Source organism: Nonomuraea sp. NPDC005692 (genome assembly GCF_040631115.1).
Taxonomy (GTDB): Bacteria; Actinomycetota; Actinomycetes; order Streptosporangiales; family Streptosporangiaceae; genus Nonomuraea.
In genome coordinates this window covers 131,962-156,866 of sequence record NZ_JBEXYU010000009.1, presented here as the reverse complement: position 1 = coordinate 156,866, position 24,905 = coordinate 131,962, and the positions used below count along the sequence as shown (strand labels likewise).

Sequence of the window (24,905 nt, the reverse complement as noted above, 5' to 3'; positions counted from 1 at the left end):
CACATGCACGGAACGGTCGGACTCATCGGCGCGGGCGGCATCGCCAACGCGCATCTACCGGCCTGGCTCGACCTCGGCTACGACGTCGTGGTCTGCTCCGTCGCCGACGACGCGGAGCAGCTCATCGCCCGGCACGGCGGCGGCCGGCCCGTGGCCGATCTGGCGGCGCTGTTCGGCGCGGCCGACGTCGTCGACATCTGCACGCCCACGCACACCCACCGCGAGCTGGCCCTCGCCGCCCTGGAGCACCGCCTCCCGACCGTGTGCGAGAAACCCCTGACCCGCACCCTCGCGGAGGCGGAGGATCTCGTCGCGCGGTTCGCCGAGGCCGGGGTGCCGCTCTTCCCGGCGCACGTCGTCCGGTACTTCGCCGAGTACGAGGAGCTGTGGCACGCGGTGCGGCGCGGCGACGTGGGCCGGGTCGGCGTGCAACGCCACACCCGGCAGGGACGCAGCCCGCGCAGCGGCTGGTACCTGGACGAGCACCGCTCCGGCGGCGTGCTGCTCGACCTCATGATCCACGACATCGACATCGCCCGCTGGATCGGCGGCGACGTCGAGCGGGTGTTCGCCCGGACGAACGTCGTGGACGGCAGCCAGAGCACCCAGGCGTTCCTGACGCATGCCGGCGGCGCGATCTCGCTGCTCACCGCGACCTGGACCACGGCTCCGATCGAGTTCCGCACGCAGTTCGAGGTCGCCGGCTCCGACGGCGTCGTGCACGGCGACTCCGCCGAGCGCCGCGCCTTCCGCTACGAGGGAAGCGCCGAGCCCGGCGGGGACCTCCTGCCTGACTTCTCCCCGCTGACCAGCCCCTATCGCGCCGAGCTGGCGGATTTCCTGCACTCCATCGCGAGCGGTGCCGCGCCGAGGGTCACCGCCCTCGACGGCCTCGAGGCCATGCGCATCGCGGACGCCGTGGCCCGCTCGGCCGCCAGTGGCCTGCCCGTCGACCTTCAGCCCGCCACGGAAGAGGTATCTGCCGCATGAGGATCGGACTCCTCTCCTTCGCCCACCTGCACGCGACCGAGTACGCCGCCGCCCTGCGACGTGCCGGCGACATCGAGATCGCGGCGTGCGACCCCGGCCACGCCGACCGCCCCACCGGTGAGCTCGGCGGCCGGGCGCTCGCCGACGCGCTCGGCGTCGGCTACTTCGAGACCGAGGAGGACCTCTGGGCGTGGCGGCCGGACGGCGTGGTGATCTGCGCCGAGAACGTCCGGCACCGCGAGCTGGCGGTGCGCGCGGCTTCCGAGGGCGTGGCCGTGCTGTGCGAGAAGCCGCTGGCGACGTCGCTCGCGGACGCGGCCGAGATGCTCGACGCCGCGCGGGCCGCGGGCACCGTGCTGATGACGGCGTTCCCGGTCAGGTTCGCCCCCGTCTACGCCGAACTGCGCGCGGCGGTACGGCGCGGAGACCTCGGCCGGATCGTCTCCGTCGCGGCCACGAACTGCGGCGGCGTGCCCACCACCCGGGGCTGGTTCGTCGACCCGGCGCTCAGCGGCGGAGGCGCCCTGACCGACCACGTCGTGCACGTGGCCGACCTGCTCGCCGACCTCCTGGACGAGGACCCCGTCGAGGTGTACGCGATCGCCAACACGATCCCGAACCCGGGCCGCGACGGCGCCGCCGCACCGGTCGAGACGGCCGGGCTCGTCTCGCTGCGTTACCGCGACGGCGCCATCGCCTCGATCGACTGCTCCTGGTCGCGGCCGCCCGGCCGGCCCAACGCCGGCGACCTGGTGACGCTGACCGTCGTCGGCACCGAGGGCGTGGCCGAGATCGCGCCCTTCGCCGGCGTCCTCACCGGCTGGAACAGCAAGGGCGCGGTCGCCGCCGGTTACGGCGCGCCGCTGGACGACCTGCTGATCCGCGCCTTCCTCGACGCGGTCCGCACCGGCGAGGCCCGCCAGCCCGACGCGCGGGCGGGCTACCACACCGTCGCGCTGGTCGAGGCGGCGTACCGGTCGCTGACCGGGGCCGTCCCCGTACGTCTTGAGATGGGGAACCGATGAGCCGCGGCCTGCTCGGCGTCGCCCTGTCCGTCGCGGTCGCCGCGGCCCTGGCCGTCGTGCCGGGCCACGCCGCCACTGCCGCCGCCACTGCCGCCGCCACTGCCGCCGCCACTGCCGCCGCCACTGCCGCCGCCACTGCCGCCGAGACCCCGGCTCCCCGCACGACGGTGACCTTCACCGACACGCACGAGGTGCTGCACGGCAACCCGTACACCGGCACCGCCTTCGACATCAACTCGCCCAAGCCCGCGGGCCGGCGCGGCTACGTCTTCACCGACGATCCCGCGATCACCGCGTTCGTCGACGGCAAGGAGAAGATCCCCGACGACGCGGACATCGTCCGGCTGCAGATCGCGTGGGCCGACTTCGAGCCCGAGGACGACGCCTTCACCTGGGACCGCCTGGACGCGTTCATGAAGCGCGTCGTCGAGCAGGGCAAGACCGTCGAGTTCCAGCTCCTCATGTCCGAGGCGCCCGACATCGAGAACGACCCCAGCGTCTTCGCCTACGAGTACCCGCCCGCCTGGCTCTTCGACAAGCTCGGCGCGGGGTTCCGGCTCGCGCCGTACAACACGGTCTACAAGTCGCGGCAGCCCATCTACCACGACCCGATCTACCTCGCCGAGCTCAAGGAGGCGGTCGGCGCCTTCGCCGCCCGCTACGACAAGAACCCGGGGATGGCCTGGGTCGACCTGCGCGCCTTCGCGCTGTTCGGCGAATGGTCGGGCTGGAACGACGCGATGAACTTCCCGTGGCCCGACAACGCCACCCGCTCGGCGACGCTGCGCGCGATCATCGACATCTACGCCGACGCCTTCACCGAGACGATGGTCATGATGCCGAACCCCGGCGCCGACGTGATCGCGTCCGACCCCGACGCCGACACGCAGGCCAAGCGGTACGTCGCGTTCGGCTACGACCAGGCCGCCCGCAACGAGAACTGGGGCCTGCGGTCCGACACCGTGAACAGCGCGTTCCCGTGGATGCAGTACGGCACCGGCAGCGAGAACGTGTGGATCAACCGCAAGCTCCGCCGTGACCTCATCCAGGTCTCGGAGGGAGCGGGCTGGGACAGCGGGATCATGCTGAACAACCCGCGGCTCGTGGTCAAGAACGCGCTGGAGGGCTACCACTCGAACCTCCAGGGCATCAACAACACGAGCTTCGCGCAGTGGCAGGCGATGAAGGACGCCTACGGCGAGTGGTTCACGACGCTCGGGCGCTACTCCGGCTACCGCTTCCTCATGCCGCGGGCGACGTACGACTCGCAGGTCACGCCCGGTGGCCGGTTCACGCTCGCCCACACCTGGACCAACAACGGCGTCGGCTTCAGCCCGCGCAGGTACCCGCTGGAGGTGCGCTTCACCGACCGCGCCACGGGCGAGGTGGTGTGGCGCGGCACCGACGACTCGCTCGACCAGACGAAGTGGTTCAAGGGGGACGTGCGCGAGCTGCGGTCGGAGTTCACGCTGCCCGCCGGCGTCCCGGCCGGGACCTACGACGTCGCGGTGGCCATGCTCGGCGCCGACGGCAGGCCGCGCATCGAGCTGGCCATGCCGGACGGCGCCGGCAAGGTGTACCCGATCGGCACGGTCGAGGTCGTGCCCGGGGCCACGCCGCCGGCCGCGCTCGCGGCGCCGCTCGTCCAGTTCAAGGTCGAGAACGAGGACTACACCGAGGCCAGGGGCGCGTACGGCGTCGAGGCGCCGCCCGAGGGCGGCTTCGGCTCGGTCTACCTGGACGAGGCCGGCGAGTGGGCCGAGTACGACAACGTCGTGGTGCCCGCGAGCGGGACCTACCGGGCCGAGTTCCGGGTGTCGTCCGAGCAGGGCAACCGGTTCCGGGTCGAGGTGGACGGCCGGGACGCGCTGGGGACGGTCACCGTGCCGGACTCCGGCGGCTACAACGTCTACCGGACGGTCGAGCGCGACCTCGCCCTCTCCGAGGGCCGCCACACGATCCGGATCATCCGCGAGGACGGCCGCTGGTTCTTCATGAACTGGATGCGGTTCACCCGCGAGCGGCCCGAGTCGATCACGATCCAGGCCGAGAAGCCCACCGCGCAGGAGGGCGTCTGGCTCGCCGCCGAGGACGCGGTCAGCGACGACGGAACCCCCGGCGTCTCCGTCGTCGACACCGGCGACTGGCTGCGGTACGACGACGTCGAGATCCCCGCGAACGGCGACTACCTGCTGCAGTTCCAGTACTCGACGGTCAACGCCGACCCGCTGAGGTTCCGGGTCGAGGTCGACGGGGCCGACGTCTCGGGCGTGCTGAGCCTGCGCGACACGGGCGGGGTCAACCGGATCAGGACCGAGGACTTCGTCGTCAGGCTGACCGCCGGCAGGCATGCGATCAAGGTGGTGTGGACGGAGGCCCACTCCAACATCGTGTGGAACCGGATGCGCTTCGACCTTCAGGGCGCCGCCGCGCAGACGATCGAGGCGGAGCACTACACCATGCAGTGGAACCTGGGCCAGGAATGGGCCTGGAAGGGGGCCGACACCGGCGTGGTCGTGGGCGCGTACCAGGGCGCCGACGGCCCCGTGCGGGCGGTCGGCCATGTGGACGAGGGCGACTACCTGCGCTACGAGAACGTCTTCGCGCCGCACACCGGGCTCTACCGGGTCGGGTTCACCGCCGCGTCCGGCAAGGACACCTCCTTCCGCTTCGAGGTGGACGGCGACCGGTACCCGGTGCACGTGCCGGACACCGGCGGCGACGGCCACTTCACGACCGTCGGCACCTGGGTGAAGCTCACCGCGGGCGCGCACACGTTCCGGATCGTCGCCGAGGGGAGCGGCCTGCTGCTCGACGCGTTCACCGTCACCGCGGGCACCGCCGCGACCAAGGCACTGGTCGTGACCGGCGCCACCGCGCTCAAGGCGGGCGAGAGCGCCACGCTCACCGTCGAGGCCGTGCGCGCCGACGGCAGCCGCGTCCCGGTCTCCGACGGCGTCACCTACCTCAGCTCGGACCCGTCGGTCGCGACGGTGGACGCGCACGGCGTGGTGAAGGCGGTGTCCTGGGGCTCGACGACCATCACGGCGATCCACGACGGCCTGTCGGACGGCTACCCGCTGACCGTCACCGACCCCGCGCTGATCCTCACCCACGTCAACGACGACGATCAGCGGGTGAAATACTCCGGCGCCTTCGGCGTGGACCGGAACCGCGGTCTCGGCGACTACGGCGACGACGTGCACTACTCCACCGAGAAGGGGGACTACGCCGAGCTCACCTTCACCGGCACCGGCATCAGCTTCCTCACCGAGCGCTACACCGACATGGGGGTCGTCGACCTCTACGTGGACGGCGAGCTGCGCGCCTCGGCCGACTGCTACGGCCCCGTCCGTCAGGGACAGCAGCGGGTGTTCCGGGCGAGCGGCCTGAAACTGGGCGAGCACACGATCCGCGTCGTGAACCGGCAGAGCGCCGCCGACACCGGACGGATCGCCATCGTGGACGCCTTCGTCGTGGAGGTGCCGCGCCCGTGGGCCGACGGCGCCCAGCTGACCGCCGAGACGAAGAAGACGTCGGTGCGGCTGGCCTGGCCCAGGTCGCCGATCGCGACCGGCTACGCCGTCTTCGACGGTGACACCGAGGTCGCCCGCGTCCCGGCGAACCGGACCAAGGCGAAGATCGGCCCACTCGTGCCGGGCTCGGCCCACACGTTCACGGTGCGGCCCGTCCTGCCGGGGGGCACGGTGCTGTCGTTCGGGCTGACGGTCGAGGTCACGCCATGACGATCCTGCGCGAGGGAAGGCTCCGCGTCGAGGGGGCCGCCGACCCGGTCTCCGGGACGCTGCCGATCCTGTCCGGCGTGCGCCCGGCCACCGGCGACGGCGTGGGCGTGGACGACGAGATGCGCCGGAACCTGGTCTACGGCCGGCCGCGCTCACTCCTGCCGTACACCCGGCAGTGGGGGTACGGCCGCGACCGCGCCGAACGCGAGCTGCCCACGGCGGTCCTGGAGAACGACGTGCTCACAGCGACGTTCCTGCCGGGCTACGGCGGCCGCCTGTGGTCACTCGTGCACCGGCCCAGCGGCCGGGAACTGCTGCACCGCAACCCGATCCTGCAGCCCGCCAACCTCGCGCTGCGGGACGCGTGGGTCGCCGGCGGGGTGGAGTGGAACCTGGGCACGACCGGGCACTGGCCGCTGACCTGCGAGCCGCTGCACGCGGTCCGGGCGACCGCCGCCGACGGGACGCCGGTGCTGCGCATGTTCGAGTTCGAGCGGCTCCGGCGGCTGGTCGTGCGGATCGACGCCTGGCTGCCCGCCGGGTCGCCGGTGCTCTACGTGCACGTCTCCCTGCACAACCCCGCCGACCAGGTGACGCCGGTCTACTGGTGGTCCAACATCGCCGTGCCGGAGAGCGAGAAGGTCCGGGTGATCTCCCCGGCCGAGCACGCCTTCCACTTCGACTACGTGAGCGATCTGCGGCACGTGGACTTCCCCGGGACGGACGGCGCCGACCGCAGCTACCCGGCGCGGGCCGTCCGGGCGGCCGACTACTTCCTGGACCTGCCCGAGGGGGCGCGCCGCTGGATCGCGGCCCTGGACGAGGCCGGGTCGGGGCTCGTCCAGACGTCCACCGGCATGCTGCGCGGCCGCAAGCTGTTCTGCTGGGGGACCACGACCGGCGGCCGGCAGTGGCAGGAGTGGCTGTCCGGCCCCGGCGCGCCCTACCTGGAGATCCAGGCCGGGCTCGCCAGGACCCAGCTGGAACACCTGCCGATGCCCGGCGGCGCGACCTGGTCCTGGGTCGAGGCGTACGGCCGGCTCGACGTCGACGCGGCGGCCGTGCACGGGAGCTGGCGGGAGGCGTGCGCGGCGACGGCCGAGGCCCTGGAACGGCTCGTCACTCCGGCGCGGCTGGAGGAGGCGCTGGGGGAGGCGGCGGCGTTCGGGCCGAAGGAGGATTGGCTGGCCGAAGGCTCCGGCTGGGGCGGCCTGGAAGGACTCGCCGGCTTCCCGCCGCCGGGCCCCGAACAGTCGCCCTGGCAGGAGTTGCGAGCCACCGGCCGCCTGCCGGTCTGCGACCCGCCCGCGTCCCCGATCACCGGACGGCGCTGGCGGGAGTCGCTGGAGAGGAGCGCGGACGACTGGCACGCGTACTACCACCTGGCTCTGATGCGCCTGGCGGACGGCGAGGACGACGCGGCCCGCGACGCCTGCGAGCGGTCGGTCGGGGCGCGCAGGACCCCGTGGGCGCTGCGCGTCCTGGCCTTCCTCGCCGCGTCGCCGGACGAGGCGGCCGACCTCATGATCGAGGCGCACCGGCTGCGCCCGGACCTGCGGGAACTGGCCGTCGAGACCCTTGACGCGCTGCTCGTGGCCGGGCGGTCCGCGGCGGCGCTCGCCCTGATCGAGGCGCTGCCGTACCGCGACCACGGTCGCGTCCGGCTGGCCGAGGCCAGGGCCGCGCACGCGACCGGCGACCTCGGCCGCCTGCGCCGTCTGCTGGTGGACGGGATCCGCGTGGACGACCTGAGAGAGGGGGAGGTCTCGCTCGACCGCCTCTGGCTGGCCGTCCACCCCGGCGAACCCGTCCCGCCCCGGTACGACTTCCGCATGTCCGAACCCGGCTAGAAGTAGTCCGCCGGCCAGTGGGCGGCGTTCGCCGCGCCGGTCACGGGGGCCGGGTCGCCCAGGATCGCGCGGGCCATCCCGGCGCGGTCCCGCTCCCGGACGACGCTCGCGAACAGGTGCGGCAGGGCCGGCTCGGCCCAGGTCAGCCTGGCCCTGCCGGTGCGGACGCCCCTGGCCGCCGCCTCGGCGGCCAGCGCGGAGAGCACCTCGGGCAGGTCTCCGGCCACCTCCAGCACGTCGAGTACGCCGCCGTCCCATCGCACGGCGGCGTACCCGGCGTCCCCGGCCAGCAGCTCGACCGGGTCGCCGTACCAGATCGGCAGCCGGTCCCGCCAGTGCGCCTCGTCGCGCACGGCGGTCAGCGGACGCCGCGCGTTGTGCCGCTCGTACACCTCCCGCAGGATCGCCGCCTCGCCCACGGGGATCCGGCGCAGCCCGCGCCCGGCCGGGCCGGTACGGCGCAACGGGCCGGACACCGTCCGCAGCTCGAAGCCGGTCCACTCCTTGTAGACCCCCGGCGTGCCGGTGAACAGCAGGGACCAGGCGCAGCCGTCGGCCGCCATCGCCTCGGCCGCCATCGCCAGCAGCCGCCGGACGTGCCCGCGCCCGCGGACCGACGGATGGGCGGCGACGTTGGCCACGCCGCCCGCCCGCACCTCGCCGCCCTGGCCGTCGTGCAGCCGGCGCGGCAGGTAGTACACGCAGGCCGACACGTCGCCGGTGACGAACGTCCTGCCGTACCGGCCGGGGTCGGTCTCGTACAGGGGCACCACGTGCGGGGCGTCGAAGCAGGCGGCCCACAGCGCGTAGAGCGCCTCCCGGTCGCCGGGACGTGCGGTGCGCAGGGACGTCATCCCATCCTCCCCAGCAGCTCCGGGGTCACCTCGTGCGCCAGCGGGACGCCGCCGGCGTACCGGGCGATCTCCTCGACCACCAGCCGGCCCTGACGGGCCCGGCCCGAATCGGTGCCGGCCGCCTGATGCGGGGTGAGCAGCACGTTCGGCAGCGCGCGGAACGGGTGCCCGACCGGCAGCGGCTCCTCGTCGAAGACGTCGATCGCCGCGTCCAGCCGTCCCGTACGCAGCTCGGCCAGCAGGGCGGCCTCGTCCACCAGCCACGACCTGGCGGTGTTGACCAGCCCGGCGCCGTCGGGCATCAGCGCCAGCTCCCGCGCCCCCAGCAGGTGGCGCGTCTCCGGCAGCGCCGGCGCGTGCACGGCCACGATCCGGCTGGTGGACAGCAGCTCGTCCAGCTCCACGGCGCCCTCGTGGTACGGGTCGGCGACGGTGACCTCGGCGCCGAGCGCGCGGACGAGGTCGAGGTAGGCCCGGCCGGTCCTGGAGGCGCCGATGACGCCGATCGGGCAGCCGAGGATCTCCCGCCTGGCCGGCGCCCGCTCGGCCGCCTCCCACGGCCGGCCGCCGCGCAGGGCGTGGTCGAAGCGGTGCACCTGGTGCAGCAGCGCCAGCGTGAACGTCAGCGCCACCTCGGCGACCGACCGGGCCATGGCCGCGCCCGCCTGCGTCACCCGGACGCCCCGCGCCCACAGCTCGCCGGTGACGAACGGCTTGACCGTCGCTCCGGTGTGCGCGACCAGCCGCAGCCCCGGCGCCCGGTCGAGCAGCTCGGCGGTCAGCGGCGGCACCCCCCACGAGGTCACCAGCACCTCGGTGCCGGGCAGCGCCTCGGGCAGCGCGCGGTGGTCGTCGAGCAGCCGCACGTCCCCCAGGGCCAGCAGGGCGGCGGGGTCGGGGAAGAACTGCGCACGCAGCGGCGGCGGAACGCTGACCAGGACGCGCACGGCGGAGTCAGCCGAGCCAGGCATCGCGGTGCTCCGCCACGAAGTCGTCGTCGGTCAGCCACGGGTAGGCGGCGCTGACGCGGGTCAGCTCCTCGGCCTGGCCGGGGGAGAGGCCCTCGTCCGGGTCGAGGCACCAGGTGCCCGCCAGCAGGCCCTGCCTGCGCAGCACCTCGTGCACGCCGGCGATGCAGCCGGCGAAGGCGTTGGCGCTGTCGAAGACGGCGGCGTTGGCGTCGGTGAGCGCCGTGGCCCGGCCCCACCACGGCGCCGGGTCGTCACGCAGGGCGTCGACCATCTCCACCGCCGCCCGGGTCCACACCGCCCACTGGCCGAGCAGCCCGCCGGCGAAGCGCAGGCCGCCGGGCAGCTCGGCCAGCAGGTCGCCGATGATGTGGTCGTCGTTGCCCGTGTAGAGCGTGACCTGGTCGGCCCGGTCGGAGGCGGCCACGCCGTGCGCCACGTCCAGCGAGCGGTAGCGGTCGAACGCCGCCACCTTCACCGCGACCGTGGAGGGCTGGTCGGCCAGGGCCCGCCAGAAGCCGCGCGACAACACCGGCCCGCCGATCGCCGCCTGGAGGTAGAAGCCGACGACCGGCAGCACCTCGCCCACGGCCCGCGCCCGCGCCAGCAGGTCGTCCTCGGAGGCGCCCGGCACGACCGGCGAGAGCAGCACGGCGTCGTACCCGAGCGAGGCGGCCAGCTCGGCCTCGGCCACCGCCTGCGCGGTCGGCCCGCACGCCCCGGCGACCAGCACCGGCCGCTCCCCGGCGGACTCACGGGCGGACTCACTGGCGGACTCACGGGCGGACTCACGTGCGACGTCGGCGGCCAGCCGGAGGACCGGCTCCAGCAGCCCGGCCCCGCGGATCTCGAACTGGGTCGTGTGCACGCCCACGGCCAGGCCGCCGGCCCCCGCCGCCAGGTAGTACCGGGTGAGCGCGGCCTGGCGGCGCTCGTCCAGCGTCCGGTCCGCGGTCAGCGCCAGCGGGTGGGCGGGGATGACGGTCCCCGCCCGCAGGCGCGACAGCGCGGGGTTCGGCGTGGGCATCAGAATCTCCCGTCTCGTACGGCGAACTTGGTGGGCTTGCCCGACGTCGGCAGCCCGGCGGTCAGCCAGTCGGCCTGCCAGTCGACCAGCGTGCCCAGCGGCACGTGCGGGTAGCCGAAGAGGCGGTGGCAGAGCGTGGCGTCGTTCAGCAACGCCGTGCCGGCCTCCGAACCCTCGAAGGACACCGGCGTGCCGAGGCGCGCGCCGAAGGCGGCGGCCACCCGGCGCACCGAGGCGGTCTCGGGACCGGTCAGGTTCAGCGTGAACGGCGTGCCCGCCGTCGCGTGGGCCAGCGAGCGCAGCACGACCTCGTTGGCGTAGCCCTGCCACACCACGTTGACGTGCCCGGTCGTCACGTCCACCGGAGCGCCGGACAGCACCCGCTGCCCGATGTCGGCCAGCACGCCGTACCGCAGGTCCACGGCGTAGTTGAGGCGGACGATCGTCACGGCCGTGCCGCGGGTGGCGGCCGCGTGCTCGAAGACGCGCTCGCGGCCGAGGCAGCTCATCGCGTACTCGCCCACCGGCCCGACCGGGTCGCCCTCGACGCTCCCGCCGGACGACAGCGGCACCAGCGGGTAGACGTTGCCCGTGGACAGCGCGGCGACGCGCGCCCCGCCGTACCGCTCGGCGACGCGGGCGGGCAGGGCCGCGTTGACGACCCAGGCCAGGTACGGCGCGGCGGACGTGCCGAACTTCGCCCCGACCATGAAGACCACGTCCGCGGCGTCGGGCAGCGTGCCCAGGTCGCCGTCGAGCAGGTCGAAGGGGACGACGTCCACGCCGTGCCCGGCCAGTGCGCCGGCCGCCGCGCGGTCGGACCAGCGCGAGACGGCGAAGACGCGGTCCGCGCCGCGCCCGGCGGCGTCCAGGCCGCGCCGGGCCAGGCGGCACAGCGTGGGCCCCATCTTGCCCCCGGCGCCCAGCACGACCAGGTCGCCGGAGCCGGCGGCGAGGTCGGCGACGAGCGACTCGGACGGGCGGGTGAGGTGCTCTTCCAGATCGTCGACGGAGGTGAACATCAACCCTTGATCCCCGACATCGTGACTCCTTCGGTGAAATAACGCTGGCCGACCAGGTAGGCGGCGAAGATCGGTACGAACGCGACCGTGGCCCCGGCCAGCACGACGCTGAGCGGGACGTTCTCCGTCTGCAGGGAGGCGATGCCCACGGTGAGGGTGCGCATGTCGGCGCCGCCGCCGATGATGAGCGGCCAGAGCAGGTCGTTCCAGTGCCACAGGAAGACGAAGACGCCCAGCGTGGCCAGGATCGGCTTGCACAGCGGCAGGACGATCCTGATGAAGATCCGCCATTCGGAGGCGCCGTCGAGCCGGGCCGCCTCGAACAGCTCGTCCGGCAGGCCCATGATGAACTGCCGCATGAGGAAGACCGCCTGCGCGTTGGCGAGCGTCGGCAGGATCAGCCCCCAGTACGTGTCCACCCCGCCCAGCTCGGCGATGAGCATGAAGGTCGGGATGAGCGTCACGTGGTAGGGCACCATGACCATGGCCAGGAACGACCAGAACATGGGCTCGCGGCCGGGGAAACGTTTCTTGGCGAAGGCGTATCCGGCCAGCGAGGCCAGCAGCAGCACGGCCACCACGCTGACCACGGAGTAGATCAGCGTGTTGACCGTCCAGGTGACCAGGTCGCGGCCGCCCAGCACCTCGCCGTAGGCGCTGAAGTCGACCGGCCAGGGCAGCATGCTCTCCGGGAACGTCACGGCCGTGCCCGGCTTCAGCGACAGGACGACCATCGCGTAGAACGGGAACAGCGTGACCGGCGTGGCGACGGCCAGCAGGACGAACCTGGCGACCTTCCCGGCCCTGGTCGGTTCCAGCGCCTTGTACGGGCGGTATGTCGTCACTTCGACCTCCCGATCATCAGGCGCTGGATCAGCGCGACCACGAGGGTCATGACGAACAGCGCGACGCCGATGGCGCTGGCGTAGCCGAAGTCGAAGTTCTTGAACGCCTGCTCGTACAGGGCCATGACCAGCGTGAAGCTGCCGTGCGCCGGGCCGCCGCCGGTCATCACGTAGACCAGGTCGAACACCTGGAAGGAGTTCGTCGTCTCGATCACGGCGACGAAGAACAGCGCCGGGCGCAGCTGCGGGGCCACGATGTAGCGGAACCGCTGCCAGGTGGAGGCGCCGTCGGTGAGCGCGGCCTCCTCCAGCTCCCGCGGCAGGTCCTGCAGCCGGGCCAGGACGATCAGCATGCCGTAGCCGAACCTGGACCAGACCGAGACGATCACCAGGGCCGGGATGACCAGCGTGGTGGAGGCCAGCCAGGACTGCCCGGTGAGCTTGGTGATCGGCCCCTCGGAGGAGAACAGCCAGGTGAAGACCGTCCCGGCCAGGACCAGGCTGGTGACGACGGGCAGGAAGAAGACCGAGCGGAAGAAGGCGGCCCCGCGGAAGGCGCGGCGCACCAGCAGCGCCATGCCCACCGAGGCGGCCATCGACGCCGGAACGTACAGGATCGTGTAGATCAGCGTGATGCGCAGCGACTCCCAGAAGACGGGGTCGGCGGCCATCCGCCGGTAGTTGTCCACGCCGGTCCACTCCGGGCTGGCGCCGATGGAGGAGTCGAAGAACCCCAGCAGCACCCCGGCGACGGACGGGCCGAACCGGAACAGCAGGAAGAGCAGGAGGCACGGCAGGACGAACAGCAGTCCGGTCCGCGCCTCCCACCGCCTGACGTCGATCGCCGCCATCAGCCACCCAGCAGCGCGTCCGCGGCCTTGGCCGCGTCGGCGAGCGCCTGCTCGGGCGTCTTCTTGCCGATCAGCGCGGCCTGGATCTCGGGAGCCAGGACGCCCATCACGTCACGCGCCTTCTCGTGCAGCGGCCCGGCCGTGGTCAGGTCGAGCGCCTTCTCCACCTCGGCCTGCACCGGGTCGGCCGCGTACAGCGAGCCGGTGGACTTGCGCGGGGAGAAGTAGCCGGAGGCCAGGTCGTAGGCCTTGCTCGGGGCGGCGCCGGTGGCGAAGCCGATCCACTTGCCCGCCGCCTCCTTGTGGTCGGACGCCTTGAGCAGGGCCAGCGAGCCGACCGTGCCGTAGGCGACCTGCTTGGCGTCGGTCAGCGGAGGCAGGACCTTGATGTTCTCCTTGCCCCAGAACGACTCGACGTCGGCGGGCAGCTGCTGCCAGGTGCAGGCCACCTTGTTCTGCGCGGTCCTGGTCTGCTCGAACTTGGGCAGGCCGGTCAGCAGGTCCTTCTCCACGTAGCCGCCGTCGGCCAGCTTCTTCAGGAAGGTCAGCGCCTTGACGCCCTCGGCGCCGCCGAAGGCCGCCGACTTGCCGTCGGGGCTGAACACGTCGCCGCCCGCCTGCCACAGCAGCGGGTAGAACGACTGGTTGAGGGTGGCGGCGGGGTCGGCCCAGTAGTTGGTGACGTCGACGTCCTTGGCCTTGAACTTCGGGGCCAGGGCGAGCACGTCGTCCCAGGTCTTGGGGAACTCGGTGACGCCGGCGGCGTCGAACGCCTTCTGGTTGCAGACCAGCGGGTTGGCCGACATGAGGATCGGCGCGCCCATGACCTTGCCGTCGATGGTGACCGACTTCAGGGCGTTGTCCCGGTAGTCGGCCTTGTCGGCGAGGTAGGCGTCCACCGGCTCCAGCGTCCTGGCGTACTTGGGGAGCTGGTCGGGGATGAGGTAGACCACGTCGGGCGCCTTGTTGCCGGCGATCGCCGTGGACAGCGCCTCGTCGCGCTTGGCCCACGGGTAGATCTCGACCTTGACGTCGATGTTCGGGTTGGCCGCCTCGAACGCCTTGGTCTGCTCGTCCCAGAACGCCTGGTGCTTGGGCTGGTCGGCGATGTTCGGGTAGATCCACATGGTCACGGTCTGCTTCTCGTCGCCTCCGGAGCCGCCGCCGCAGGCGGTCAGCGTGCCGAGGGCGGCCGCAGCGGCGGCCAGCGCGCGCAGTCGCATGATGGTTCCTTCCTAGGATGCGGGCACGGTGACGACCGTGCCGCTGTGCCGGGCCTTCTCGGCGGCGAAGACCGCGAGGTGGCTGTGGAGCGACTCGGTGGGGCCCGAGCGCACGTGTGCGGGGTCGCCGGTGGCCAGCGCGGTGACGAAGGCGTCCATCACGCCGTCGTCGCCGCCGCCGTGGCCGTCGCCGGCGTTCGAGCCGGTCTCGGCGACGCTGCGCCGGCTGCTGCGGCCGTCGCGGAAGTCGAGGACCTCGACCGACTCGCCGTCGCCGATCAGCCGCCCGTGGGTGCCGAAGATCCTGGTCTGGCGGTGGGTCTGCTCGGTGAAGGCGGTCATGGTGAACGTCGCGGTCGCGCCGCCGGTCAGCTGCATGGCGAGCACCTGGTGGTCGACCACGTCGTTGTCGCAGGCGTAGACGCACCTGCCGTACGGGCCGGTGCGCAGGGCGTCCATGACCTGCTCCTCGTTCTCGCCGAGGACGCTGGTCGGCCAGTCGTAGCCGCGGTTCAGGTAGAGGCGGGGAGCCGAGTACGGGCACCCGGGCTCCAGGACGCAGTCGAGGCAGCGGTCGGCGGCCTGCTCCGGGCGCCGCTCGGGCCTGAAGTGGCCGAGCGAGCCGAAGCTGGCGACCTGCTCGATCCTGAGCCCGGTGACGTAGGTCAGCCAGTCGAGGTCGTGGGAGGACTTGGCCAGCAGCATCGGGCTGGCCAGGCGCTCGCTGCGCCAGGGGCCGCGCACGTAGGAGTGCGCGTGGTGCCACCAGCCGACCGGCTCCAGGTGCTCGACGCTCATGACCTCGCCGAGCACGCCGCTGTCGACGGTCTGCTTCACCAGCGCGGTGTAGGGCGTGTAGCGCAGCACGTGGCAGACGGCGAGGAGCACGCCGGTCTCGCCGACGGCCGCCACGATCTCGCGGCACTCCTCCTCGGTCGGCGCCATGGGCTTCTCGACGAGCAGCGCGTAGCCCGCCCGCGCCAGGGCTATGGCGGGCTCGACGTGCAGGCGGTCCTGGGTGGCCAGGACGACGGCGTCGGCCACCCGCTCGCGCAGCAGGTCGCGCCAGTCGCCGAACTCGCGCACGCCGGGGCCGGCCAGCCTGGCCCGGCGGGCGGGGTCGGGGTCGGCCACGGCGACCAGCTCCGCGCGATCGGGGTGCGCGGCGATCCAGGAGGCGTAGGTCTGCCCCCGGTTGCCCGCTCCCGCGACCGCCAGCGTTATCTTTCGCACCTAAATCACCAGATTTCCTGATGTGAGGACCTTCGGGCCGTCGGCCGGCAGCTCCCTGGCGACGCCCTCCTCGACGTTGCCCGTGTGCTGGACCACCTCGAAGGCCTTGATCGACAGACGGCCGCCGCCGAACTGGCAGCCGGTCGCCGCGTAGCGGTTCCTGCCGGCGTCGAGCTGGACGTGGGCCCCGGCGTTCTGGCTGCGGACCCCGGCCAGCTGCCAGGAGACGAGCCCGGCGGCCGCCACCCGCGACAGCCCGGCCTCGGCCAGCTCGGTGCCGCCGTCGAGGCGGATGCGCTGGTCGGCCTTGCCGGCGGCGGCCAGGCCCACGTTCTTGACCGTGCAGCCGGTCAGCGACACCGAACCGGCCAGGACCAGCGGGGCCGCGCCCTCGGCGCCGTTCAGCGTCGAGCCGGACAGGCGCAGGTCGGCGCCGTTGAAGGCGTTGCCGCTCAGGCCGTGGAACGTGGTGCGGCTGACGTGCAGCGGCGCGGTCACGTTCGCCTGGACGATCTCGCTCTTGGCCGGGACGGTGAAGACGCAGCCCTCGATCAGGTTGGGCCGGCGCGACAACTTCGACTGCTGGGAGACGATCAGCGTGTGGCTGGCCGAGCAGCCGCGCATCTGCACGCCGTCGGCGTTGACCCAGATCATGCCCGAGCCCTCCAGTGACGGCTTGCCGATGACCTGGAGGTCCTCCAGCGTCAGGTCGGTGACCTTCACCCGGGCCACGAACCACGAGCAGACGTGCTTGCGCACCGTGATCCGCTTGGCCGCCGAGCCCCAGGCCGCGCCGGAGTTGGCGAAGGTCATCAGGCCGGAGTTGCCGGTGTAGGTCAGGTCGTGCTCGTACTGGCCGTGGGTGACGAACGGGCCCTGGTCGTCGCCGTCGCCGTGGCAGTTCTCCACGTAGCAGTAGGCGCTGGCGGTGAAGTCGTTCAGGTGGCGGGCGTTGGCCGTGTGGCAGTCGCGGACGTGGCCGTACAGGCAGTAGATCTGCTGGGTCAGGTAGCCGGCCCCGCCCCAGGTCACGCTGGCGGGGTTCTTCAGGGTGCAGCGCTCGGTGCGGAAGTGGGTGGCCCAGCGCCGCATGACCAGCGGCCAGAACGTGCCCGTGCCGTGGATGCCCTCGACGTCGCAGTGGACGGCGTACTCGTAGGCCAGCGGGTGCGAGCCGGTGTACTGGTCGCCGTCCGCGACGCCCTCGAAGCGCAGGTTGCGCACGTGCACGCGCTCGACCGGCTCGACGAGGGTCCAGGTGATCGTGCGGCCGGCGGCCAGCTCCCAGCCGTTCTTGTAGTTGACCCGGATGTGCGTGCCGTCGACGATCTGGGTGACCTCGACCAGCTTCTGCAGCTCCCGCTCCCAGCGGCCGGACAGCGCGTTGACCTCGGCGCTCCACCACTGCCCGACCTTGAAGGCGGCGGAGTCGGCGACCTCGAAGACGTCCGACAGGTCGGGCACCGCGGCGCTCAGCTTGTGGCTGACCGTGGTGGCGGTGACCTTGCCGCGGAAGAACATGACCGCCGCGAACGGGTCGTCCTGGCCCGCCTTCTCGATGCCGGCGGTGGTCATGGTGTGGCCGCCGAAGTCCAGCACCAGGTCGGAGCGCTGGAACTTGTGGCGCTTGACGAAGTTGAGGTCGGTGTGGGCCTCGATCCTGGAGACGGCCGGGTCGCCGACCATGGCCTCCAGCGCGGCGTCGGCGGGCGTCTTGGTGTCGAAGACGCCGAAGGCGCGGAAGTCGAGGCAGCCGTCGTGCAGCTGGATCCAGCGGCCCTTGGGCGCGGAGCCGAGCACGGTGCCGCCGTTGGCGGGAGTGGTCGAGGCGGCGTCCCAGCGGACGAGCTTGCCGCCGCCGTCGCCCGGCTTGAGATAGCCCGCGACCTGCGCCAGCGTACCGTCCGCCAGTTTGGCGGCCTCGAAGGCGAGCAGCTCGGCGACGGTGGCGACCGCGTGCACCTCGTCCTTGGGCTTCTTGTCCGGCTCGGCGAGCGCGGGCTTGGCCATCAGGACGGTGCCGACAGCCGCTAAACCGGTGACGCGCAGGATGTCACGACGTTCCATGGGGTGGTTCCTTACAGTGCGAGGGTGTCGGCGATGAGGACGCGGGGGCCGGCGGGCGGGAAGGCGCGCTCGACGCCCTCCTCGGTGCAGCCGGTGTGCACCAGGACGGTGGCGGCGGTCAGGTCGAGCCGACCGCCGGTGAACCGGGAGCCGGTGGCGCGAAAGCGGTTGGCGCCGGTGGCCAGCTCGACGCGGGTGGCGGTGGCCGTGCAGGCGGCCAGTTCCCAGGTCAGGACGCCCGGACCGGCGGCCCGGCCGACGGTGGAGTTCTCCAGCGCGACGCCCTCCAGACGCAGCCGCTGGTCGCGTACGGCGCTCAGTTCGAGCTGCACGCCGTCGAGCCGGCCGCCGCTGATCACGACGTCGGCCGAGCCCACCGAGACCTTGCCCGACCCGCTCAGGACGCAGCCGGTGAAACGCAGGGCGCCGGAGCCGCGCAGGGTGGCGCCGTCGAGACCGGTGACGGCGCACTCCTTGAAGTGCAGCGTGTTGCTCACCGGCGTCTGCACCAGCACCTGGTCCTTCGGCAGGTCGAAGGAGCAGCCCTCGATGACGTTGGGCCGTCCGGAGCGGTTGGATCGCTGGCCGATCGCGACGGTCTTCGCCGAGCAGCCGCGCATGTGCAGGCCGTCGGCGTTCACCTGGAGCGTTCCCGCCGGGTCGAACGTCGAGCGCGGGATCACCCGGACGTCCTCCAGCGTCAGGTCGGTGATCTTCGTTCCGGCGACGAACCACGAGCACAGGTGCTTGCGCACGGTGATCCGCTTGGCGCTGGTGCCCCAGAGGGCGCCGCTGTTGGCGATGTCCATGAGGCCGGAGTTGCCGGTGAAGACCAGGTCGTGCTCGTACTGGCCGTGGGTGGTGAAGGGGTTGCCGCCCTCGTCGTCGCCGTCGCCGTGGCAGTTCTCGACCGTGCAGTAGGCGCTGGCGGTGAAGTCGTTGAGATGGCGGACGTTGGAGGTGGTGCAGTCGGCGACGTGGCCGTACAGGCAGTAGATCTGCTGGGTCAGGTAGCCGGCTCCGCCGTACATGACGGTCGGGGGGTTCTTCAGGCTGCAGCGCTCGGTGCGGAAGTGGGTGCACCAGCGTCGCATGATCACCGGCCAGAAGCTGCCGGTGGCGTGCACGTCCTCGACGTCGCAGTGGACGGCGTACTCGTAGGCGACGGGGTGCGAGCCGGTGTACTCGTCGCCGCCGGGGGCCGCCTCGAAGCGCAGGTCGCGCACGTCGACGCGCTCGACCGGGTCGACCAGCGTCCAGGTCAGCGTACGGCCGGCGGCCAGCTCCCAGCCGTTCTTGTAGTTGACCCGGACGTGCCGGCCGTCGACGACCTGGGTGATCTGGACCAGGCGCTGGAGCTCGCGTTCGTACGTGCCGGCCAGCGCATTGACCTCCACGGCCCACCACTGGCCGACCCGGAACCGCCCGGAATCGACCTCGAAGACGTCGGCCAGGTCGGGGATCGTGGCCGTGAGCGTGCCGGTGACGGTGGTCCCGGTCCGCTCGCCCTGGAAGAACAGGACCGCGCCGAAGGGGTTGTCGTGGGAGTTCTTCTCGATGCCGGCGGTGGTCATGGTGTGGCCGCCGAAGTCGAGCACCAGGTCGGAGCGCCGGAAGGTGTGGCGCTTGACGAAGTTGAGGTCGGTGTGGGCCTCGATCCTGGAGACGGCCGGGTCGCCGACCATGGCCTCCAGCGCGGCGTCGGCGGGCGTCTTGGTGTCGAAGACGCCGAACGCGCGGAAGTCGAGGCAGCCGTCGTGCAGCTGGATCCAGCGGCCCTTGGGCGCGGAGCCGAGCACGGTGCCGCCGTTGGCGGGCGTGGTCGAGGCGGCGTCCCAGCGGACGAGCTTGCCGCCGCCGTCACCGGCGCGGTGATAGCCCGCGACACGCAGCAGCGTGCCGTCGGCGAGTCGGGAGGCGTCGAGCGCGAGAAGGCGCGCGACGTCGGCTACATGGTTCATGGGGGGAGGCCTTCGGGAACGGGGTGATGGGAAGGCCGGGCGACGTGCGAAGGCGGGCAGGCGGCGGTGCTGCGGCCCAGACGTCCGGCGCCGGGGGCCGCGGCGCTCGGAGTCGGATCTTCGCCCGAAACGATTGGCGAGGACGCTAGACAGTGGTGAGGGATATGTCAAGCCGTCACGTGGCATGCCCGAGCTGCTGGGAGATCATCGCCGCCGTCTCTCTCACCTCCCGGCCGAGCTCCTGGTAGCGCCAGGCGGGCAGGTCGCGCTTGAGCGAGGTGATGCTGATCGCGCCCACGCAGGCGCCGGTGTGGTCGCGCAGCGCGCTGCCGATGCAGAAGATGCCGTCGGCGTCCTCCTCGTCGTCGACCGCGTAGCCGAGCTCCCTGACCGTCTTCAGGTGGGCCAGCAGCAGCGGCAGCTCGGTGATCGTGTTGCCGGTCCGGCGCGGCAGGCCGACGTGGCCGACGACCCTGGCGACCTCCTCGTCGCCCATCTCGGCCAGCAGCGCCTTGCCGAGCCCGGTGCAGTGGGGCAGCTCCCTGGTGCCCATCCGCAGGTCGACCTGGATGCGCTCGCCGTTGCTCACCTGGTCGACGACGACGGCCTGGCCGGCCTCGGGCACCGCGAGCCGGGAGTTCATCCCGGTGCGTTCGGTGAGCTCGACCAGCGCGGGGCGGGCCACGTCGCGCAGGGAGAGCTGCTCCTGGGCCCTGGCGCCCAGCCTGGCCAGCGCCATGCCCAGCCGGTAGCGGCGGTTCATGCCCTCGCCGTCGTCGGCGACCAGGCTGTAGCCGCGCAGCGTGTAGAGGGTGGCGAAGGCGGCGCTCTTGCTCAGCCCGCAGGCCGCGGCGACCTCGGTCACGCTCATGCCGCCCCCCGGCCCCACGCGGGACAGGACCTCCAGCACCTCGGCGGCGCGGGCGACGCTGCGGACCCAATATCGCGATTCCTCAGCAGCAGTGTTCGTCACAGCCGAACAGCTTAGCGGAATTCATCGTTGACCCCCACCCGTTCTCGTGTTTCAATCTCCCTCGTCTGTTCGGTATTGCCAAACACTGTTCGGAATTTGTGGCGGATGATCAGCGCTTCCTGGCCGGGCCGGGCCGGGAGGCGCGTCGGAGGAGAGAGAGATTTGAAGCACCTAGCCGAGCGCGCACGCCAGGTCATCCCCGGCGGCGTGAACAGCGGGCAGCGCAGCATCCCCGGGCTCACCGACCTGGTGATCACCCATGCCGCCGGCGCCCGCTTCCGCGACTCGCAAGGGCGGGAGTTCGTCGACTACCACGCCGCCTTCGGCCCGCCGCTGCTCGGCCACAACGACCCCGACGTCGCCGCGGCCGTCGCCGAGGCCGGCCGTACGGTGGACCTGTGCGGCGTCGGCGTCACCGCCGGCGAGGTCGAGCTCGCCGAGACGCTGGCCGAGCTCGTGCCGAGCGTGGAGAAGGTGCTCCTGACCAGCACCGGCAGCGAGGCCACCTTCCACGCCCTGCGCGTGGCCAGGGCCGCGACCGGCCGCCGGCTCGTGGTCAAGTTCCAGGGTTGCTACCACGGCTGGCACGACGCGGTCAGCCTCAACGTGATCTCCGCGCCGGAGAAGGTCGGCACGCACGACCCGATCTCGACCGGCATCCTGCCCGAGGTGCTGCAGGCCACGCTGGTCCTGCCGTTCAACGACCCCGAGGCGGTACGCCGGGCGTTCGCCGAGCACGGCGACGACATCGCCGCCGTCATCCTGGAGCCGGTGCCGCACAACGTCGGCTGCCTGCTGCCCGAGCAGGAGTTCCTGCAGACGCTGCGAGATGAGTGCACCAGGGCGGGCAGCGTGCTGATCTTCGACGAGGTCATCACCGGCTTCCGCCACCACCTGGGCGGCTGGCAGGCGATCTCCGGGATCACCCCCGACCTCACCACCATGGGCAAGGCGATCGCGAACGGCTACCCGGTGGGCGCGCTCGGAGGCCGCGCCGATCTCATGGAGCTGTTCAGCTCGCGGCCCGGCGGCCCCGCCTTCTTCGCCGGCACCTACAACGGCCACCCCGCCGTCGTGGCGGCCGCCCTGGCCACGCTGCGCAAGCTGCGCGAGGAGCCGGTGCACGAGCACGTCTTCCGCCTCGGCGAGCGGATCAGGACCGGCCTGGCCGAGGTCTTCGCCTCGCTGGACATCCCGGCGCTGGTCAGCGGGTACGGCTCGGTCTTCGTCGGCTACTTCATGACCGGACCCGCCCGCACCTACGACGACCTGCTGCGCAATGATGCCAACATGTTCATCGGGTACCGCCGCCGGCTGCTGGAGCACGGCATCTTCGAGCTGCCACTGAACCTCAAGCGCAGCCACGTCTCCTACGCCCACACCGACGCCGACGCCGACCACCTGCTGGAGGCGGCCGCCACCGCGGCCAGGCTCGCCCGCGGCGACGTGCTCGACCTGACCGACGTCAGCACCATGGGCGGCGCCGATGCTCACCGTTGACACCAGCCGCCCGGCCGGTCCCGCCGGCCGGATCAGCCGCGTCGAGACCCTCTCGCTGGGCACCGCCTGGCGCGACTTCTCCTACGTACGCATCCACACCGACGAGGGGCTGAGCGGCATCGGCGAGATCACCCACCCCTACCGGGGCCGGGAGACCTGCTCGCTGACCGAGGCCATGGCGCAGCGCCACCTGATCGGCGCCGATCCCTTCGACGTCGAGGAGATCTGGCTGCGGATGTACCAGGGCGACTTCCTGCGCGGCGGCGACGTCGGCGGCATCGTCGTCTCCGGCGTCGACCAGGCGCTCCACGACATCATGGGCAAGGCGCTGGGCGTGCCCGTCTACCGGCTGACCGGCGGCGCCTGCCGCGACCGGGTGCGGGTCTACGCCAACGGCTGGTACACCGGCGAGCGCGACCCGCAGGTGTTCGCGGCCAAGGCCAAGGAGGTCGCCGCCCGCGGCTACACCGGGCTGAAGTTCGACCCGTTCGGTGCGGGGCTGGGCGAGTTGTCCCGGGCCGAGCTGCGGCTCTCGGTCGACATCGTCGCGGCGGTCCGCGAGGCCGTGCCCGACCTCGACCTGTTCGTCGAGGGGCACGCCCGGTTCGCGATGCCGACCGCCGTCCGGCTCGTGCGCGAGCTGGAGCCGTTCGACCTCGGCTGGTTCGAGGAGCCGCTGCCGTGGACGCACATCGAGCGCTACGCCGAGCTGCGGGCCCGCGCCGCCATGCCCATCTCCGGCGGCGAGCACTTCCACAACCGCTACGAGTACGCCCGGCTGTTCGCCACCGGCGCGGTCGACATCATCCAGCCCGACCTGTCGATGGCCGGCGGGTTCACCGAGATCAGGAAGCTGGCCGCGCAGGCCGACGTGCACGCCATGCTCGTCGCCCCGCACAACTCCAACTCCCCGCTGTGCACCACTGCCTCCGTGCACGCAGTGCTCGGCATGCCGAACCTGCTCGTCCTGGAGACGTTCGACGGCATGCTGGAGCCGTACGTCTTCGACGCGCTGAAGGGCGCCCTGCCGGTGGTCGACGGCCACGTCGGCCTGCCGGAGCGGCCCGGCCTCGGCGTCGAGCTGGCCGACGAGGTCTTCGCCGAGCACCCGCCGTCCCACCGGTTCTGGAACATGTTCAAGGAGGGCTGGGAGAAGCGTGATCGTTGACGTCCACTCCCATCTGTTCAGCTGCCCGGACGACGTCGGCGACCCGTTCGCGGCCGAGTCCGCCCGCGCGCACGGCGGTCACGTCGACCTGACCGTGCGCTGGGCGGACTACGCCGCCACCTCGCCCGCCGGCACCCGTACCGTCGTGGTGGGCGGCAAGGCCAGGCGCTCGGGCCTGTGGGTGGACGACGCCGCCGTGGCCGCCTACGCCGGCGAGCACCCCGACCGGCTCATCGGCTACCTGTCGCTCGACCCCACCCAGCCCGGCTGGCGCGACGAGCTGGAACACGGCCACCGCGACCTGGGGTTGCGCGGCATCAAGCTGATGCCGATGTACGCCGGTTTCGACCCGGCCGCGCCCGAGCTGGACGACCTGTACGCCTACGCCGCCCGCCACGGCCTGCCGCTGCTCGTGCACACCGGGACCACGTTCGTCTCGGCCGCGCCCCTGCGCTACGCGCTGCCGGTGCACCTGGACGAGGTCGCCATCAGGCATCCGGAGCTGCGCATGGTCCTGGCCCACCTCGGCCACCCGTACGAGGGCGAGTGCATCGCGGTGATCCGCAAGCACCGCCACGTCTACGCCGACGTCTCCGCCCTGCACTACCGCCCCTTCCAGCTCTGGCACAGCCTGCGCCTGGCCCAGGACTACGGGGTGTGGGGCAAGCTCCTGTTCGGCAGCGACTACCCCTTCACCACGGTGGACGCCTCGATGGCGGGGCTGCGGACCGTCGGCGCCGTCCCCGGCATCCCCGGCCTGCCGCCCCTGGACCGGGAGGAGATCGAGAAGCTGATCCACCGCCCGTCGCTCGACCTGCTGGGGCTGTCATGACCGGACTGGCCGTGGTCACCGGGGCCGCCAGGGGCCTCGGCCAGGCCATCGCCGCGCGCCTGACGGACGACGGCTACCGGGTGATCACCGTCGACCGGCCGGGTGCGGGCTGCGACTACGGCTTCGACCTGGCCGACACCGAGGGCCTGGCCGGGCTGGCAGACGCGGTCCGCCGCGACCACGGGCCGATCCACGTCCTGGTCAACAACGCCGGGGTGGCCCGGCTCGAACACTTCAACGAGATCACCGTGGCCGGCTGGCAGGCCGTCATGCGGATCAACTGCGACGCGCCGTTCTTCCTGGCGCAGCGGGTGGCCGAGCACATGATCGCCGACGGCGTGCGGGGGCGGATCGTCAACGTCTCCTCCAAGAACGGGCTCATGGCCGAAGCCGGGCTGGCCCACTACAACGCCTCCAAGGGCGCCCTGGAGCTGATCACCCGCTCGCTCGCCGCCGAGCTGGGCGCCCACGGCATCACCGTCAACGCCGTGGCGCCCGGCATGATCGCCACCCCGATCGACGGCGACTTCCCCTTCGACCGCGCGGCCTTCGAGGCGGCCTGGGAGGAGCGCATCCCGCTGCGCGGCGGGTACGGCAGGCCGGACGACGTGGCCGGCGCGGTCGCGTACCTGGCCTCGGATTCGGCCCGCTACGTCACCGGCGCCACCCTGGTCGTGGACGGCGGCGTGCTGGCCGACCAGATGCCGAGGACGCGGTTCATGCCGCCGTACCGGAACTCGTTGCGGCCCGGTTCCTGACCTGCGGCGTCG

The 24,905-nt window shown here is 72.4% G+C and carries 19 protein-coding genes; 8 read left to right on the top strand and 11 right to left on the bottom strand.

Going from position 1 to position 24,905, the window contains the following annotated elements; all coding sequences use genetic code 11:
• Nucleotides 1-3 precede the first annotated feature (3 nt).
• Genes ABZ459_RS21095 through ABZ459_RS21080 form a run of 4 tightly spaced genes read left to right on the top strand, consistent with a single transcriptional unit; the run spans nt 4 to nt 7,611 of the window.
• Nucleotides 4-990 carry a Gfo/Idh/MocA family oxidoreductase gene (locus ABZ459_RS21095; RefSeq protein ID WP_357972452.1) on the top strand — a complete coding sequence of 329 codons (987 nt, stop codon included), beginning with the start codon at nt 4-6 and terminating at the stop codon, nt 988-990.
• Nucleotides 987-2,015 (top strand): Gfo/Idh/MocA family oxidoreductase, encoded by a 1,029-nt coding sequence (locus tag ABZ459_RS21090; RefSeq protein WP_357972449.1) that lies wholly within the window; start codon nt 987-989, stop codon nt 2,013-2,015. The genes ABZ459_RS21095 and ABZ459_RS21090 overlap by 4 nt, the downstream gene beginning before the upstream one ends.
• Entirely contained in the window at nt 2,012-5,761 is a 3,750-nt protein-coding gene (locus ABZ459_RS21085) for a carbohydrate-binding protein (protein ID WP_357972446.1), read from the top strand. The genes ABZ459_RS21090 and ABZ459_RS21085 overlap by 4 nt, the downstream gene beginning before the upstream one ends.
• Complete coding sequence (locus tag ABZ459_RS21080; protein ID WP_357972442.1) at nt 5,758-7,611, top strand: DUF5107 domain-containing protein; 1,854 nt, start codon at nt 5,758-5,760, stop codon at nt 7,609-7,611. The genes ABZ459_RS21085 and ABZ459_RS21080 overlap by 4 nt, the downstream gene beginning before the upstream one ends.
• On the opposite strand, the gene ABZ459_RS21075 is transcribed toward ABZ459_RS21080, so the two are convergent.
• The 11 genes from ABZ459_RS21075 to ABZ459_RS21025 all read right to left on the bottom strand — a co-directional run bounded on the left by ABZ459_RS21075 (nt 7,608) and on the right by ABZ459_RS21025 (nt 20,635).
• Nucleotides 7,608-8,465: a GNAT family N-acetyltransferase gene (locus tag ABZ459_RS21075; protein WP_357972439.1), complete on the bottom strand. Its 858-nt coding sequence runs from the start codon at nt 8,463-8,465 to the stop codon at nt 7,608-7,610. The genes ABZ459_RS21080 and ABZ459_RS21075 overlap by 4 nt on opposite strands.
• Nucleotides 8,462-9,436, bottom strand: a complete 975-nt coding sequence (locus ABZ459_RS21070) for a hydroxyacid dehydrogenase (protein ID WP_357972436.1) — start codon at nt 9,434-9,436, stop codon at nt 8,462-8,464. Before ABZ459_RS21070 ends, ABZ459_RS21075 begins: the two co-directional genes overlap by 4 nt.
• The gene (locus ABZ459_RS21065) at nt 9,420-10,460 is read right to left on the bottom strand and encodes a dihydrodipicolinate synthase family protein (protein WP_357972433.1); all 1,041 of its coding nucleotides are present in this window, start codon (nt 10,458-10,460) and stop codon (nt 9,420-9,422) included. The genes ABZ459_RS21070 and ABZ459_RS21065 overlap by 17 nt, the downstream gene beginning before the upstream one ends.
• Nucleotides 10,460-11,482 carry an NAD-dependent epimerase/dehydratase family protein gene (locus ABZ459_RS21060; RefSeq protein ID WP_357972430.1) on the bottom strand — a complete coding sequence of 341 codons (1,023 nt, stop codon included), beginning with the start codon at nt 11,480-11,482 and terminating at the stop codon, nt 10,460-10,462. Before ABZ459_RS21060 ends, ABZ459_RS21065 begins: the two co-directional genes overlap by 1 nt.
• Nucleotides 11,482-12,327 carry a carbohydrate ABC transporter permease gene (locus ABZ459_RS21055; protein WP_344207377.1) on the bottom strand — a complete coding sequence of 282 codons (846 nt, stop codon included), beginning with the start codon at nt 12,325-12,327 and terminating at the stop codon, nt 11,482-11,484. The genes ABZ459_RS21060 and ABZ459_RS21055 overlap by 1 nt, the downstream gene beginning before the upstream one ends.
• Complete coding sequence (locus ABZ459_RS21050; protein WP_352328753.1) at nt 12,324-13,178, bottom strand: sugar ABC transporter permease; 855 nt, start codon at nt 13,176-13,178, stop codon at nt 12,324-12,326. The genes ABZ459_RS21055 and ABZ459_RS21050 overlap by 4 nt, the downstream gene beginning before the upstream one ends.
• A complete protein-coding gene (locus tag ABZ459_RS21045) occupies nt 13,178-14,401 on the bottom strand; it encodes a sugar ABC transporter substrate-binding protein (RefSeq protein WP_352356043.1) in 1,224 nt (407 codons plus the stop codon). Before ABZ459_RS21045 ends, ABZ459_RS21050 begins: the two co-directional genes overlap by 1 nt.
• Nucleotides 14,402-14,413: 12 nt before the next feature.
• On the bottom strand, nt 14,414-15,634 hold the full coding sequence (locus ABZ459_RS21040; protein ID WP_357972426.1) for a Gfo/Idh/MocA family oxidoreductase: 1,221 nt from the start codon (nt 15,632-15,634) through the stop codon (nt 14,414-14,416).
• Nucleotides 15,635-17,701: a hypothetical protein gene (locus tag ABZ459_RS21035; protein WP_357972423.1), complete on the bottom strand. Its 2,067-nt coding sequence runs from the start codon at nt 17,699-17,701 to the stop codon at nt 15,635-15,637.
• An 11-nt stretch (nt 17,702-17,712) separates the two neighbouring features.
• Nucleotides 17,713-19,662, bottom strand: a complete 1,950-nt coding sequence (locus ABZ459_RS21030; protein WP_357972420.1) for a hypothetical protein — start codon at nt 19,660-19,662, stop codon at nt 17,713-17,715.
• Nucleotides 19,663-19,837: 175 nt separating this feature from the next.
• Nucleotides 19,838-20,635, bottom strand: a complete 798-nt coding sequence (locus ABZ459_RS21025; protein WP_357972417.1) for an IclR family transcriptional regulator — start codon at nt 20,633-20,635, stop codon at nt 19,838-19,840.
• A gap of 162 nt (nt 20,636-20,797) precedes the next feature.
• Between ABZ459_RS21025 and ABZ459_RS21020 the strand changes: the two genes are divergently transcribed.
• From ABZ459_RS21020 to ABZ459_RS21005, 4 genes are read left to right on the top strand one after another with little or no spacing between them, the layout of a single operon-like run.
• Nucleotides 20,798-22,135, top strand: a complete 1,338-nt coding sequence (locus tag ABZ459_RS21020) for an aspartate aminotransferase family protein (RefSeq protein WP_357972414.1) — start codon at nt 20,798-20,800, stop codon at nt 22,133-22,135.
• Nucleotides 22,122-23,303 carry a mandelate racemase/muconate lactonizing enzyme family protein gene (locus tag ABZ459_RS21015; protein WP_357972411.1) on the top strand — a complete coding sequence of 394 codons (1,182 nt, stop codon included), beginning with the start codon at nt 22,122-22,124 and terminating at the stop codon, nt 23,301-23,303. The genes ABZ459_RS21020 and ABZ459_RS21015 overlap by 14 nt, the downstream gene beginning before the upstream one ends.
• Nucleotides 23,293-24,135 (top strand): amidohydrolase family protein, encoded by an 843-nt coding sequence (locus ABZ459_RS21010; RefSeq protein WP_357972408.1) that lies wholly within the window; start codon nt 23,293-23,295, stop codon nt 24,133-24,135. The genes ABZ459_RS21015 and ABZ459_RS21010 overlap by 11 nt, the downstream gene beginning before the upstream one ends.
• Nucleotides 24,132-24,893 (top strand): SDR family oxidoreductase, encoded by a 762-nt coding sequence (locus ABZ459_RS21005; RefSeq protein WP_357972405.1) that lies wholly within the window; start codon nt 24,132-24,134, stop codon nt 24,891-24,893. The genes ABZ459_RS21010 and ABZ459_RS21005 overlap by 4 nt, the downstream gene beginning before the upstream one ends.
• The last annotated feature ends 12 nt before the right edge of the window (nt 24,894-24,905 follow it).